Here is a 15,513-nt window from a genome sequence, read left to right on the forward strand (position 1 = left end):
GGTTTAAAACAAGAATATTAGCAAAAATAACATCTCTAACTTTAGTTCAATTTATCAATAAATTTATCTTTGACAGACCAATTAATAACATTAAAAATCAAATCATTTAATTACACCCAACGGGTTATTTTTATGTAAAATTATAAACAATTCTCTCCTTTTTGTGTAGAATTAAAACTACGGATTTCAAGTATTGATAATTGAAACTATTACATCTTTCAAAATCCACCACAAAAAACTATCTTCGCTTTGAAATGACATTGATATTGATATTGATATTGCCATTGATTTTTAAAAATGAACGATATATTACAAACTCCTATCGAATACCTCAAAGGTGTTGGTCCTTCCCGTGGCGAAATGCTCAGGAAAGAACTCAGCATTCATCGGTATGGCGATTTGTTGACGTTGTTTCCCAATCGGTACATCGACCGAACGCGGTATTATAAAATCAATGAATTACAAGCCGGAAATACCGAAGTCCAAATCGTTGGAAAAATCATCCATATCAAAACCGTTGAACAAAAAAAAGGACGAGGTCGATTAGTCGCTACGTTTGTAGATGACACCGGAGAAATGGAATTGGTCTGGTTTCAAGGTCAGAAATGGATTCGTGAAAGTTTAAAACTCAATGCCGTTTATGTTGCTTTTGGTAAAGTTGCTTCTTTTTCAAACCTATTTAATATGGCTCATCCGGAATTGGAATTATTGGAAGAACATAAACAAAGTCTGCGTTCTGCTATGCAACCGGTTTATCCTTCTACTGAAAAATTGACGCAAAAAGGCATTTCCAATCGCACCATTAACAAAATGATGCAGCAATTGTTTGTGGAAACGCAAGCTCGTTTTACTGAAACACTTCCCTCCTATTTGTTGGATGAATTAAAATTGATTCCCAAAAATGCTGCCTTGTTTAATATTCATTTTCCAAAGAGTCAGGAATTATTGGCAAAAGCTCAATTTCGATTAAAGTTTGAAGAATTGTTTTTTATTCAATTGCAATTAATTACCAAAAACCTCATTCGAAAACATAAAATCAAAGGCCATCCCTTTGAAAAAGTGGGGGACTATTTCAATGATTTCTATCAAAATCATTTGCCGTTTGAATTGACGAATGCTCAAAAACGAGTGTTGAAAGAAATAAGAAATGACTTAGGCAGCAATGCTCAAATGAACCGATTATTACAAGGCGATGTGGGTTCCGGAAAAACGATTGTGGCTTTAATGTGTATGCTTATGGCGTTAGATAATGGTTTTCAAAGCTGTTTAATGGCTCCTACGGAAATTTTAGCCACACAACATTTTAATGGATTGACTGAATTAGCTAAGGATTTGAATATCAAAATTAAACTACTCACCGGTTCAACTAAAACTTCCGAACGAAAAATCATTCATGAAGCTTTAGAGAATGGTGAATTGCATATTATTATTGGAACACATGCTTTATTGGAAGATAAAGTGCAATTCCACAATTTAGGGTTGGCTATTATTGATGAGCAGCATCGTTTTGGTGTAGAACAACGATCGAAATTGTGGAAGAAAAATGCAATTCCGCCACACGTTTTAGTAATGACGGCTACTCCAATTCCACGAACTTTAGCCATGAGTTTATATGGTGATTTAGATATTTCTGTGATTGATGAATTACCTCCTGGACGAAAACCCATTCAAACCGTGCATCGTTATGATTCAAACCGATTGAAAGTTTGGAAATTTTTGAAAGATGAAATAGCAAAAGGTCGACAAATATATATTGTTTATCCATTGATTAATGAAAGTGAAAAATTGGATTACAAAGATTTGATGGATGGTTATGAAAGTATTTCAAGGGATTTTCCATTGCCGCATTACAGCGCTTCCATCGTTCACGGACAAATGAAAGCAGCCGACAAAGAAGAAGAAATGCGACGTTTTGCTGCCGGAAAAACCAATATTATGGTCGCCACTACAGTCATTGAAGTCGGTGTAAACGTTCCCAATGCCAGTGTAATGGTGATTGAAAGTGCGGAACGGTTTGGCTTATCGCAATTGCACCAACTTCGTGGTCGTGTAGGTCGTGGTGCCGAACAAAGTTATTGTATTTTAATGACGAGCCACAAATTGAGTGACGATTCCAAAATTCGTTTAGAAACCATGTGTCGCACCAACGACGGTTTTGAAATTGCCGAAGTCGATTTAAAACTTCGTGGACCGGGCGATATCATGGGAACACAACAAAGTGGTGTGCTGAATTTACAAATAGCCGATTTAGTTCGTGACCGAGGTATTTTGCAACTCGCTCGTCACGAAGCCATTAAACTCTTAAAAAAAGACGCTTCAATGACCTTGCCGGAACACCAAACATTGCGAATGGTTTTTATGGAAATGAGTAAGAAGAAGAATATTTGGAATTATATTAGTTAGAGGTTTATGTTTTAAAGTTTCAGGTTTCAAGTTTCAGGTTTCAGGTTGAGAAAAAAGTGTACATTTATGGCTAATTCTGAACTAATCACTAATTACTAAATACAAAAATGGTTCAATACAACCCCAAAGACTGGATTACTTTTATTTTCAGATTTCACAAATCCGATACATTTCGACAATTAATTCCGATGATGATTTTTATCGGATTGTATACGTATGCTGTGGGCTATATAGAGATTGTACATTGGAAATTATCCGAACAAAGTCACTTGAGTAACATCACAATTATGCACAGCATGTTGGGTTTTGTAATTTCATTATTGCTTGTATTTAGGACTAACACTGCTTATGATCGCTGGTGGGAAGCACGAAAATTATGGGGAGCATTGGTCAACAACAGTCGAAACTTAGCTATAAAACTTCGTGTGATGTTACATGAAGAAAATGACAGAGCCTATTTTAGAAAACTAATTCCCGGTTATGCTTCTATTTTAGTAAAACATTTAACCAATGTGGAAACCAGTAAACAACTGTATGAAGATGAAGATTTAGAAATTGACCATCATAAACACAAACCTAATCAGTTGGCCAAAATGCTTTTTCAAAAAATAAATGATTTGTATGACCAAAAGAAAATTACCGGTGATCAGTTGATTATTTTGAATAACGAAATTATGTCGTTTACAGATATTTGTGGAGCTTGTGAACGCATCAAAAACACCCCTATTCCTTATTCGTATAGTGCTTTTATCAAAAAGTTTATCTTTTTCTATGTCATGACTTTACCATTCGGTTATGTTTTCAGTTTAGGATTTTATTCCATTCCGGTTGTCATTTTTATTTTTTATGTTTTAGCAAGTTTGGAGCTCATTGCCGAAGAAATTGAAGACCCATTTGGGTTTGATGCAAACGACCTACCAATTGAAAAAATTGCTTCGAATATCAAAAAACACATCGAAGAAATCCTCTAAAAAAGACAATAAAAATGCTTTTTTTGAGTTAGTTAACGTGAAAAAAGTGTTTTTAAACGATTTTATTTTTGTAAATCAATACTTGCACTTAGCTTAGCACCATCAATTAAAAGCTTGTCCGGCATTTAGTTGAATAGATCCCAAGTCTAACAATAAAACTTAACCAACATGAAAAAAATTACATTAGTAATTTTCACTGCATTTTTGACACTTAATTGTAGTAAGGATGATTCTTTTAATGAAGAACAAACAAATCTTTCACTACTTTCCTCCAAAAAAGATATTGCTTTAAAATCAGAAGTAAATTATGAAATCGTTGATGATCAATCTAAAACGATTGGTGAATTGTCTATTTATCATGATGAAACTACCATTTATATGATTTGTAAATCAAATACTAAAATTTCAATTTCTGAAACTGATTTCTATTTCGGAACGTTTTCTAAAATTCGAAAAAGTGTTGATGATATTGAAACAATTCCAACATACAATTTCAAAACCACCACACAACAGACCGAAAACATCTTTAGAATCGAAAAAAAAGAATTGAATTTTGATAAAAATGGTTGTATTTATGTTTCATCAAGTTTCAAATTTACAAATACAAATTCTGACATTATTCAATCAGCACACGCCGTTTCCCAAGTATTACCCGGCAGTGAAAAATTACCCTATTTCCTCTATTGTATTAATTAAAATATGAAATTAAAATAAGTTTATAAAAGGTCACTCTTTAAAGTGACCTTTTTTAATTTTAAAATTATGCAAAAAGTAATTCATTGATTATCTTTGCCACCTTTAAAAGCTCATCAAAATGCGTATCTCATACAATTGGCTCAAACAATTCATTAAATTAGATTCCTCTTCTGAAGAAACTGCTGCTTTGCTAACCGATTTAGGTTTAGAAGTAGAAGTTGTAGAAAAATATCAATCCGTCAAAGGAGGTTTAGAAGGCATCGTGGTTGGCGAAGTAAAAACTTGTATTCAACATCCTGATGCTGATAGACTTAAAATCACAACAGTCGATTTAGGTGATGGCAATCCGGTTCAAATTGTATGCGGTGCTCCTAATGTGGCAGTAGGTCAAAAAGTGCCTGTGGCAACCATTGGAACCAATTTATTTGATAAAGACGGTAACGAATTTCAAATAAAAAAAGGAAAAATTCGCGGACAAGAAAGTCACGGAATGATCTGTGCCGAAGATGAATTAGGTTTAGGCGAAAATCATGACGGAATTATGATTTTAGATGCTTCTTTAAAAGCGGGTACACCTTTTTCGAAAGTAATGAACATTGAAAACGATGAAGTTTTTGAAATCGGTTTAACGCCAAACCGTGCCGATGCTATGTCACACTTAGGTGTTGCTCGTGATTTGCGTGCCGGTTTAGTTCAGAAAAATGTTCATCCGGAATTAATTACACCTTCTGTTACCAGTTTTCGCGTAGATAAAAGAACGTTAAAAATTGATGTGGAAGTAAAAGATATCAAATTAGCCCCTCGTTATTGTGGTGTTACCATTTCCGGAATTACGGTAAAACCTTCGCCGGATTGGTTGCAACATCGTTTAAAAGCCATTGGTCTTTCTCCAAAAAACAATATTGTTGATGCTACTAATTATGTATTGCATGAATTGGGACAACCGCTTCATGCCTTTGATGCGAACAAAATCAACGGAAAAATTATCGTAAAAACCGCTGAAAGTGGAACAAAATTCAAAACCTTAGATGATGTAGAACGAATTTTGCACGAAGAAGATTTGATGATTTGTGATGAAAAAGGTCCTCTTTGTATTGCCGGTGTTTTTGGTGGGAAAAATTCAGGCGTTACTGAAAATACAGCAAATATCTTTTTAGAAAGTGCTTATTTTAATCCGGTTTCAATCCGTAAAACAGCCAAAAGACATGGTTTAAGCACCGATGCTTCCTTCCGATTTGAACGCGGAATTGATCCAACCATTACAGAATACGCTTTGAAAAGAGCGGCCATTTTAATTAAAGAAATTGCCGGTGGGGAAATTACCTCAGATATCGTCGATATTTATCAAAAGAAAATTGAAGATTTCACGGTTTTATTGAACTTTAACAAAGTAAATAAAATTATCGGTCAGGAAATTCCAAAAGAAATCATCAAAAAGATTTTGGTTTCTTTAGATATTAAAGTAAATAGTGTTTCCGATGCCGGTTTGGGCCTAACCATTCCTGCGTATCGTGTAGATGTGCAACGAGAAATTGATGTAATTGAAGAAATTCTTCGTGTTTACGGTTACAATAATATTCAGTTTTCAAAAAAATTGAATGCCACCGTTTCCAATTCAGGAAGAACTGAAGATTACAAGGTGCAGAATATTATCGCTTCACAATTAAATTCAGTAGGTTTTCACGAAATGATGGCCAATTCGCTTACTACTCCTGACTATGTGAAATTATCGGAAGATTTAAAAGAAGAATTTAATGTGATGATGCTGAATCCGTTGAGCAGTGATTTATCGGCGATGCGTCAATCACTTTTATTTTCAGGTTTAGAGGCAGTTTCGTATAATATTAATCGCAGAAATGCAGATTTAAAATTATTTGAATTTGGTAAAAGCTACCACAAAATGCCATCCGGTTATGAAGAAAACAAGCACCTTTCTTTATTTGTAACCGGTAATCGTCAAGGTGAAATTTGGACAACACCACAAAAGCCGAGTGATTTTTTCATGTTTAAAGGGTATGTTCAGTCCATTTTGACACGCCTTTCATTTGGCAAGACGCAGACTGTTCCAGTTTCAAGTGATGTCTTTAATGAAGGAATAGCGATTGCAATTGGAAATGATATTTTGGTTGAATTTGGTACAGTTAAAAAATCAATATTGAAATATTTCGATATCAAACAAGAGGTTTTTTATGCCGATTTTAATTGGAATTTGATTTTGAAAATGATTTCTAATAAAATTAAATTTCAAGATATTCCAAAATATCCTGAGGTTCGAAGAGATTTGTCATTGTTATTAGACCAAAACGTAACCTTTGACAAATTGTATTCTATAGCTCGTCAAACAGAGAAAGTTTTGTTGAAAGATATTCATCTTTTTGATGTGTATGAAGGAAAAAATCTTCCGGAAGGCAAGAAATCGTATGCTTTGAGTTTTGTTATTCAAGACACAACCAAAACCTTAACGGATGAACAAATTGATAAAATAATGAATAAGCTTCAGCAGAATTTTGAAAAAGAAGTTGGAGCAACTTTACGATAATAAAACAGTCAAGTTTTATAGTATTCAAAAAAAACGAATCCGTTTATTGGATTCGTTTTTTTTATTTTATGATAATTTTCTTGGTCAATTTTTGATTATCCGATTCAATGTTCATCAAATACATTCCTGAGGCTAAATTCAAATTTAATTGAGTAAACCCATTAATTTTAGTTTGATAAACCTGAACGCCTTCTAAAGAAAAAATTGTAACATCGGCTTCATGATCAATACCACTAATCGTGATTTCATCTCTTGCCGGAATGGGATATACTTTCACCTGGCTAAAATTATTTTCACCTAAACTAAGCGGAGCAAACCACTGGTCACCAAAATTATCACCAAAAACATAGTTGACTAATTCCGGATAATCAATAAACGGATTTCGATTCAATTGCCAAGTGTAGATATAATTATTGCGATTCATTTCAAAATCATCCGAAGGATCCGTTTCATTCCACTCTAACAATGAAGCTAAGTCGCCCATTTGCCCCACAATATTGTCCGAAGGATTTCCATTCACTAAAGTCAAACCATTGTAACGAACGGCCATATAAAATAAAGAACGGGCTACATCACCTTTCCAGGTTCCTATATTTCCTGAAGGACCGTTATAATCACTTCCATAATCGCGATTGCCTCTGGAACTGTTTTCTTGACCGTCTTCGGAACGAATGTGGTGAGCATCCGAATGACCTGCCAAAATATCATTGGCACTGGTAGGCAACCAAATGTCTATTCCATCCGAAAACGAGGAAGTACCTCCCGAGAAACCGCCGCGTGATTGCGGAAAAATATGTTCACGATTCCAAAAACCTACAATACTTGCTCCGGTTTGGTAATCAATTTTTGTTTGCGGACGCTCCACATACATCAACCAAACTTGGTTATTATTAGCCGGATTTTGATCAGCAGTGTTTAAAATTTCAACCACATCGCCATAGGAATGGGCTCGCACTACCTCCGGATTGGCAATAATGTCTTGAATGGCTTGTTTCAAAGCATTTCCTGAAAGTCCTTCCAAAGAAGCATAATAGCCTGCCGGTGCTGAACTTGTAACATTTCCGTAGGTTGGTGTTAAAGGCGTTCCCCAATCCACTACTTGAAAATTTACGTCTAAAACACGAACTTTTACATTATTATTTAATGTGATATAGCCTTCCTGCAAAGTCTCTACAACAATCGACATTTCTTCGTCTCCATCGTTAATACCGTCATTTACAATTTGAATTTGCGTGGAGGCAGAGGAAGTCCCAATCGGAATAGAAATGGAAATTGTACCCGAATAATCTTCGGACGAAAATGTTCCGTTGTTTAAGTTTAAGGTGAAATTCACTGTTTCTGCAACCGGTGTATCCGTTTCAAAAGAAATTGTCACACTTTCACCTTCATTCAATAAAGTGGTAGAAGTAATTACCGCTATCCCATTGTATATAATACCGGTTCCATCATTATTTGCACGTGGTGTAGGGGTTTTCACCTCATACGTACCGTCATTTTTGCGTTGAATCGATTGTGAAGCGGCTAACCCATTGACATTTTCATTGGTTTGTACAAAAACATTTAAAGCTGATTGCAAAGCAGTAGCTTGCGTGGCACTATTTCCATAAATTATGGCATCCACTAAATTTGTGGTGGTGGCGGGTGTGTCTATCGGAAATGTATCGATTACATCTTGGTAAATGGCAATGGCATCCGGTCCGTTTTGCACTGTATTTTGGGGGAAAAGCCTTGAAGGAGCAGGATTAACTTGTGAATTTCCTAACAATACAATTCCGTTTCCGTCAGTAACTAAACCACTTAAATCAATGGTGTTATAACTTAACGTTCCTGTACCAGCGGTACTTCCATTAAAAAAAACTAAAATGTATCCGTATAGTGAAAAGTAAGGTGTTTCAGATTTTAGTTCTACTATTTCAAGAACATCCAGACCAGGGGTGTCGGCATCTACTTCATTAATGACCACTTGTGCATTAAAACAAAACGGCAATAAAAAACAGACCCAAAGAAGTACTCTTTTTGTCATAGGAATTTTAGTTTTAGCAAATTTACTAAATTAAAGCCTAAGACACGGTTTTTTTAACAATTTAAACATTTTAATAACATTTTGATGTAAATAATTTAATATCTTTCAACCTAAAAAATTGCCATTGTATTCCTTTGTAAAAATTATCTTTTTTCTCGCATTGCTATTGGGTGGAAAATATTCTTTTGCCCAAAACACTAATTCGATTTATGTGGAATTGCTTCCCGAACAAAAATCGTTGACTGTTTTGCAGGAAATTGTTTTTCACAATACCGGAACAGACAGTTTGAGCAAAATTATTCTGAATGATTGGAATAATGCTTTTTCAGCAAAAAACACGCCGCTGGCAAAACGATTTTCGGATGAATTTGTGCGTAGTTTTCACTTAGCCAAAGACTACGAAAGAGGCAATACCTCTGCCATCACCATCATTGATGAGAATAAGTCTTTTTTGGATTGGTGTCGACCCGAAAGGCATCCTGATTTGATTGAAGTTTCGCTACAAGAAAAATTGGCTCCCAATCAAGAGATTAAATTTAACCTTACCTATCGAGTTAAAATCCCTAGTGATAAATTCACTAAATTTGGTTATACGAGTGAGGGTGGCTTTCATCTCAAAGACTGGTTTTTAACACCTGCTCGATTTGAAAATAATACCTTTTACAAGAACAGTAATTTTAATGTGGATGATATAACCAATGCTCCTGCTGATTATCAAATCACTTTTAAAACCCCACAAAACCAGAGACTTTTTACGGATTTAAATGTAGTTTCAACAGATAATCAAGGAAAGCATACAATTTATACGTTGGAAGGTAAAAACAGAATGGATTTTTGTATCCATACCGAACAACAAATCACCTTCAATCGCTATAAAAATGACATTGCCGATGTATATACAAACTTGAAAGACAATCGTCTTGATGATATTCAAAAAGCGGTTATCATTGATAAAGTTGTAAAATTTACAGATGAAAACATTGGCTCAACTACTAATTCAACTATCATTGTTTCACAGGCTGATTATGAGCGAAATCCATTCTATGGTTTGAACCAACTTCCCGCTTTCATCAGTCCTTATCCTGACAACTTTTTGTATGAAATTAAATTCTTAAAAACTTATGTTTATAAATATTTAAAGAGCAATTTAAAATTGAACGCTCGTGATGACAATTGGATATATGATGCCATCCAAGTGCACATTATGATGAAGTACATTGATGAATATTATCCCGACATGAAAATGATGGGTAATATTTCTAAACTCAAAATTTTAAAAGGATTTAACTTATTTGATTTGGATTTTAATGAGCAATACAGTTATTATTACATGCTCATGGCCAGAAAAAACTTGGATCAACCCATCGGAAATCCTAAAAACACTTTGCTCAAATTCAACGAACAAATTGCCGGAAAATACCGTGCCGGCTTGAGCTTAAAATACCTTGATGACTATTGCGGGAACAACTTGGCTACCAAAAGCATTCAATCGTTTATTGAACTAAATAAAAACCAACAAACTACATCAAAAGATTTCGAAAAAATACTGAGACAAAACTGCCCCAACAACATTGATTGGTTTTTTGAGACCATTATTAATTCCAGAGACATCATCGACTATAAATTTACAGAGGTTTCTAAAACAAATGACAGCATTGCCTTTACCGTTCGAAATAAAACCGGTGTAGTGGTGCCCATTCCGATTTTTGGTTTGAAAAAAGGTGAAATCGTATTCAAAGAATGGTTGGAAAACATTAAAACCGACACCACAATCACAATGAGTCGAAAAGATGCCGACCGCATTGTATTGAATTATGAAAACGAAGTGCCGGAATATAACTTGCGAAATAACTGGAAATCCCTCAAAAATTATTCATTCAATGACCGTCCGATTAAGTTCAATTTTCTGAAAGATTTAGAAGACCCGTATCACAATCAAATTTTATATGTGCCCACGCTGGAGTATAATCTCTATAATGGATTGATGCCGGGAATGCGTTTTCACAATAAAACATTTTTAGATAAACCCTTTCTTTTTGATGTAAATCCCGCCTACTCGACCCTCACACAAAAAATGATTGGAAACTTTCGTTTGATAGGAAACCAATTTCGTAGAGACAGTAATATTTACTTGATTCGCTATCAATTTTCCGGACAATTCTTCGACTATGCTCAGGATGCCAGTTACATTCGTTTTAATCCGATGATACAGTTCTTCAAACGTCCGGATAACTACCGTGACAATCGAAAAGAAACATTGATGATTCGACAAGTGATTGTGGAACGGGAAGAATCGCCTTTTGTGTCACTGGAAGGAAGAAATGAAAACTACTCCATTTTCAATGCGAGGTATTTTAATGTGAAAACCGAAATAAAAAACCATTTTGCTTTTAGAACCGATTTGCAACTCGCTAATTCCTTTGGAAAAGCAGCCGTTGAATTGGAATACCGAAAACTATTTGAAAGTAATCGACAAGTCAATCTTCGTTTTTATGCCGGTTCATTTTTATACCGAAAAACCAACTCAGACTTCTTTAGTTTTGCTCTTGACCGACCCACCGATTACTTATTTGATTATGGTTTATATGGTCGCTCGGAAACCACCGGTCTGTTCAGCCAACAGTACATTGTGGCAGAAGGAGCATTTAAAGCAAAGTTAGACACACCTTATGCCAACCAATGGATAACCACGTTTAATTCGAGCATTAATATTTGGAATTGGGTGGAAGTCTACGGCGACATTGGTGCTTTGAAAAACGAAAATGAATCAGCCAAGTTTGTGTACGACAGTGGTGTACGGCTCAATCTTGTGACCGATTATTTTGAACTTTATTTCCCGGTTTACTCTTCCAACGGTTGGGAAGTCGGAAAGAGCAACTACGGTGAACGCATCCGATTTATGGTAACCTTAAGTCCGAATGTGTTGGTAAGTTTATTTACCCGAAAATGGTTTTAATCCACGAATAAATGCATAATAAATTACATTTTATTCATAAATACAGTTTGTTTTCGATAAAATACACAATTTAAAACAAGTAATCTAGGTGTTTTTTATCAATACCATAAAATTATTTTTATGGTGATTGTATTGTTTTTCCAACTTTTTACTTAAATTTGTTCAATACAAGAATTTTTATTGACTTATGACAGCACCAGAAACCAAACAAGCTATGACGTTTGAGGATTTCCGAACAGAAGTTTTAAACGACTATAAAATTGCCATTACCAGTAGAGAATGTTCGCTTTTAGGGCGACGTGAAGTACTCACCGGAAAAGCAAAATTCGGTATTTTTGGTGATGGGAAAGAAGTGCCGCAATTGGCCATGGCAAAAGCGTTTCAAAATGGTGATTTCCGTTCGGGTTATTACCGTGATCAAACGTTTATGATGGCCATTGGTCAGTTAACAATTCAACAGTTTTTTGCCGGATTATATGGTCATACCGATTTGGAACACGATCCAATGAGTGCCGGTCGTCAAATGGGCGGTCACTTTGCAACACATTCGCTTGACGAAAATGGAAACTGGAACGATTTAACCAAACAAAAAAATTCAAGTGCCGACATCTCTCCTACCGCCGGACAAATGCCGCGTTTGTTAGGATTGGCTCAAGCTTCTAAAATCTACAGAAACGTATCGGTTTTACCGAAAAAGAATAAATTCTCCGAAAACGGAAACGAAATTGCGTGGGGAACCATTGGAAATGCGAGTACCTCTGAAGGGCTGTTTTTTGAAACCATTAACGCTGCCGGGGTTTTACAAGTGCCGATGGTCATGAGCGTTTGGGATGATGAATACGGAATTTCCGTGCATGCTCGTCATCAGACTACCAAAGAAAATATCTCTGAAATCCTGAAAGGTTTTCAACGCGATGAAGACAACAAAGGGTTCGAAATCATGAACGTGTTGGGTTGGGATTACGCCGCTTTGGTGGGAACCTACCAACGTGCAGCACAAATTGCCCGTGAAGAGCACGTTCCGGTGTTGATTCATGTGAACGAACTTACTCAACCACAAGGTCACTCCACGTCCGGAAGTCATGAACGCTACAAAAATGCCGAACGCTTAGCCTGGGAAGCCGAATTTGATTGTTTGGCTCAAATGCGTTTGTGGATGATTGCGAATAACATTGCAACGGCTGAGGAAATGGATGAAATTGACAATGTTACCAAAAAAGAAGTAGTAGAAGGCAAAAAAGCCGCTTGGACTGCGTTTGTTGAGCCATTCAAAAAAGAACAAAACGAATTAGTTGCTTTGTTAGAGAGCATTGCCTCTACCAGTGTAAACCGGGTTTTTATCCAAAAATTCGCTAACGATTTAAAAGAAATTAAAGAACCGATACGCAAAGATATTATTACTGTTGCTCGAAAGGTGCTTCGGATGATTGTGGGTGAAAAAAGTCAACCGCAATTGGCAACGTGGATTAAAAACTATATCAATACAATTCAACCGAAATTCAGTTCGCATTTGTTTTCTGAATCGGCTCAACAGGTTACTGCGGTGCAAGAAGTAGTGCCCACCTATGATAACACAGCCGAGGAAGTAGATGCTCGTTTGGTCCTTCGTGATAACTTTGATGCCATTTTCAGCAAATATCCTGAAGTCTTGGTTTTCGGAGAAGACTCCGGAAACATTGGCGATGTAAACCAAGGTTTAGAAGGTATGCAAGAGAAATACGGCGAGTTACGTGTAGCCGATGCCGGTATTCGTGAAGCCACCATTTTAGGACAAGGAATCGGAATGGCCATGCGTGGCCTCCGTCCTATCGCCGAAATTCAATATTTAGATTATTTGCTGTATGCCATTCAAATCATGAGTGATGATTTGGCTACCTTACAATACCGCACCAAAGGCCGTCAAAAAGCACCATTGATTATTCGTACGCGTGGCCACCGTTTAGAAGGCGTTTGGCATTCCGGTTCACCAATGGGCATGATCATCAATGCCGTGCGTGGTATTCACGTATTGGTACCACGAAACATGACCAAAGCTGCCGGATTTTATAATACATTATTGGAAACCGACGAACCGGCTCTACTGGTTGAATGTTTGAACGGGTATCGTTTAAAAGAAAAAATGCCAACCAATTTAGGAACGTTCAAAACGCCAATTGGTGTAGTGGAAACCATCAAAAAAGGAACCGATATGACCATCGTTTCTTACGGTTCAACCTTGCGTTTAGTAGAACAAGCTGCAAAAGAATTATTGGAAGTAGGTATCGATTGTGAAATCATTGATATACAATCACTTCTACCTTTTGATATCAACCATGACATTAATAAAAGTTTAGCCCAAACCAACCGCCTTTTAGTGGTAGATGAAGACGTTCCCGGAGGAGCTTCTGCCTTTATCTTGCAACAAGTATTAGATGTGCAAAATGGCTACGATTATTTAGATAGTAAACCGCAAACACTAGCGGCTCAACCGCATCGTCCGGCGTATGGAACGGATGGAGATTACTTCAGTAAACCTTCTGCCGAAGACATTTACGAAAAAGTTTATGCCATGATGCATGAAGTGAATCCTAAAGAATATCCGGGATTGTACTAAAATTAATTCCACATTTAAACCGCTTTCAGGCGGTTTTTTTTTTTTACGGTTAAGCCTAACTTTTTTTAGTAGAGTGATTTACTTTGGATGATTTATTTTATATTTGATAAAAGTTGTATAAACTTGAGTATATTTAATATTTGTCAACAAGCTTAAAAACTGCACGTTAAAGAATGAACATTCTGAAAAAATGAAACTAAAAAGTATAATACTAACCTTGGGAATTTTATCATTTTTATTTGGTTGTAAAAATGATAATCGATTTAAAGATAAACACGGAAATGAAATCATTGACAAAGGAGATGAAACATTTATAATCCCGGCAGAATACAAAAAGACTGGAGCATTATATAAAATATTTTTTCGGAATGAAACTGACAAAACTGTGAATATTAAAGACAAATTTACCTTAAAACCGAATGAAGAGAGAATAATTGAATTTGTAGATACAGATTCAATTTTGTTTGACATTGGACCTAAAATTTATTTCGGAGATAATGGACTTGAAGTCGATGACAAAAAAGGTGAATTAGCTGGTATTGGTAGAGAATATTGGGAAAAATATAATGTCCCTGATGATGTTGAATATGGATTTGTTATTGTAAATCCTAGCGAAGGTGATATTCAGACTGAATAAAAAAGCTAGTTGCCAAAACCGGCTATAGTTCACTTTTAAGTAATTTTTACTTTGGAAGAACTACCGCATCCTTGAATGGCTAATGTTTATTTATTAACTTTAATGAATAACCAACGCCCCTAACCGTTAGCCGCCCAACCACCTCTCCCAGTACCCCAAAAAAATAGAAATTTACTAGTAAACCCTATGAGAAGCAAATCCACAAAAAGGTATCTACCATAATACTTAATTAAACCCAAAAGAATATCCAGGGTTGTACTAAAATTAATACTACATTAAAACCGCTTTCAGGTGGTTTTTTTGTTTTTACGGTTAAGCCTAACTTTTTTTAGTAGTATGATTTACTTTAGAAGGTTTATTTTATATTTGATAAAAGTTGTATATACTTGAGTATATTTACTAGTTAGCACCAATTTTATGAAACGACAACTAATAATCAACATAGGACTAATTTTAACAATGACAAGTTGTGCTGTGTTCAATGCTGATTTACGATATAAGCCGAACTCAACAGATGAATATTATTTTCCATTATTAAGTGCAGAATTTACAAAACGACAAAATGACTGTATTGCAAATTCCGGTCAAATTGACCACCCAATTCCGATTTAAAGTGACCACCTGATTTCGGTTGAAAGTGACCACCCAATTTCGGTTCAAATTGACCACCCCGATTTTTCACCTAAAATTACTTT

General features: G+C 35.6%; 9 protein-coding genes and 1 pseudogene. 9 read left to right on the top strand and 1 reads right to left on the bottom strand.

Annotation, left to right across the window (positions count from 1 at the left end; all coding sequences use genetic code 11):
* From ACIQ0M_RS13975 to pheT, 5 genes and pseudogenes are all read left to right on the top strand, one after another.
* Positions 1 to 110 (top strand): annotated as a pseudogene (locus ACIQ0M_RS13975) (IS982 family transposase); the annotation flags it as partial.
* A gap of 187 nt (positions 111 to 297) precedes the next feature.
* Entirely contained in the window at positions 298 to 2,403 is a 2,106-nt protein-coding gene (gene recG / locus ACIQ0M_RS13980; protein WP_396153299.1) for an ATP-dependent DNA helicase RecG, read from the top strand.
* Positions 2,404 to 2,510: 107 nt separating this feature from the next.
* The gene (locus ACIQ0M_RS13985) at positions 2,511 to 3,374 is read left to right on the top strand and encodes a bestrophin family protein (protein WP_396153301.1); all 864 of its coding nucleotides are present in this window, start codon (positions 2,511 to 2,513) and stop codon (positions 3,372 to 3,374) included.
* A 168-nt stretch (positions 3,375 to 3,542) separates the two neighbouring features.
* On the top strand, positions 3,543 to 4,070 hold the full coding sequence (locus ACIQ0M_RS13990; RefSeq protein WP_396153303.1) for a hypothetical protein: 528 nt from the start codon (positions 3,543 to 3,545) through the stop codon (positions 4,068 to 4,070).
* Between the two features lie 118 nt (positions 4,071 to 4,188).
* Positions 4,189 to 6,609, top strand: coding sequence for a phenylalanine--tRNA ligase subunit beta (pheT, locus tag ACIQ0M_RS13995; RefSeq protein ID WP_396153305.1), 2,421 nt, complete (start codon positions 4,189 to 4,191; stop codon positions 6,607 to 6,609).
* Between the two features lie 61 nt (positions 6,610 to 6,670).
* On the opposite strand, the gene ACIQ0M_RS14000 is transcribed toward pheT, so the two are convergent.
* Entirely contained in the window at positions 6,671 to 8,632 is a 1,962-nt protein-coding gene (locus tag ACIQ0M_RS14000) for an endonuclease (protein ID WP_396153306.1), read from the bottom strand.
* A 124-nt stretch (positions 8,633 to 8,756) separates the two neighbouring features.
* Between ACIQ0M_RS14000 and ACIQ0M_RS14005 the strand changes: the two genes are divergently transcribed.
* The 4 genes from ACIQ0M_RS14005 (at position 8,757) to ACIQ0M_RS14020 (ending at position 15,430) form a co-directional block, all read left to right on the top strand.
* The gene (locus ACIQ0M_RS14005; RefSeq protein WP_396153308.1) at positions 8,757 to 11,588 is read left to right on the top strand and encodes an aminopeptidase; all 2,832 of its coding nucleotides are present in this window, start codon (positions 8,757 to 8,759) and stop codon (positions 11,586 to 11,588) included.
* Between the two features lie 187 nt (positions 11,589 to 11,775).
* Positions 11,776 to 14,181 carry a thiamine pyrophosphate-dependent enzyme gene (locus ACIQ0M_RS14010; RefSeq protein WP_396153310.1) on the top strand — a complete coding sequence of 802 codons (2,406 nt, stop codon included), beginning with the start codon at positions 11,776 to 11,778 and terminating at the stop codon, positions 14,179 to 14,181.
* 190 nt (positions 14,182 to 14,371) lie between these two features.
* A complete protein-coding gene (locus tag ACIQ0M_RS14015; RefSeq protein WP_396153311.1) occupies positions 14,372 to 14,818 on the top strand; it encodes a hypothetical protein in 447 nt (148 codons plus the stop codon).
* A 417-nt stretch (positions 14,819 to 15,235) separates the two neighbouring features.
* The gene (locus tag ACIQ0M_RS14020; protein ID WP_396153313.1) at positions 15,236 to 15,430 is read left to right on the top strand and encodes a hypothetical protein; all 195 of its coding nucleotides are present in this window, start codon (positions 15,236 to 15,238) and stop codon (positions 15,428 to 15,430) included.
* Positions 15,431 to 15,513 lie beyond the last annotated feature (83 nt).

The organism is Flavobacterium sp., from assembly GCF_044339515.1.
Classification (GTDB): Bacteria; Bacteroidota; Bacteroidia; order Flavobacteriales; family Flavobacteriaceae; genus Flavobacterium.

Bases quoted from the DNA above. Each gene is read 5' to 3' on its own strand.
- ACIQ0M_RS14000 (WP_396153306.1), bottom strand. From the start codon at position 8,632: ATGACAAAAAGAGTACTTCTTTGGGTCTGTTTTTTATTGCCGTTTTGT.
- ACIQ0M_RS14015 (WP_396153311.1), top strand. From the start codon at position 14,372: ATGAAACTAAAAAGTATAATACTAACCTTGGGAATTTTATCATTTTTA.
- recG (WP_396153299.1), top strand. From the start codon at position 298: ATGAACGATATATTACAAACTCCTATCGAATACCTCAAAGGTGTTGGT.
- pheT (WP_396153305.1), top strand. From the start codon at position 4,189: ATGCGTATCTCATACAATTGGCTCAAACAATTCATTAAATTAGATTCC.
- ACIQ0M_RS14010 (WP_396153310.1), top strand. From the start codon at position 11,776: ATGACAGCACCAGAAACCAAACAAGCTATGACGTTTGAGGATTTCCGA.
- ACIQ0M_RS14020 (WP_396153313.1), top strand. From the start codon at position 15,236: ATGAAACGACAACTAATAATCAACATAGGACTAATTTTAACAATGACA.
- ACIQ0M_RS13990 (WP_396153303.1), top strand. From the start codon at position 3,543: ATGAAAAAAATTACATTAGTAATTTTCACTGCATTTTTGACACTTAAT.
- ACIQ0M_RS13985 (WP_396153301.1), top strand. From the start codon at position 2,511: ATGGTTCAATACAACCCCAAAGACTGGATTACTTTTATTTTCAGATTT.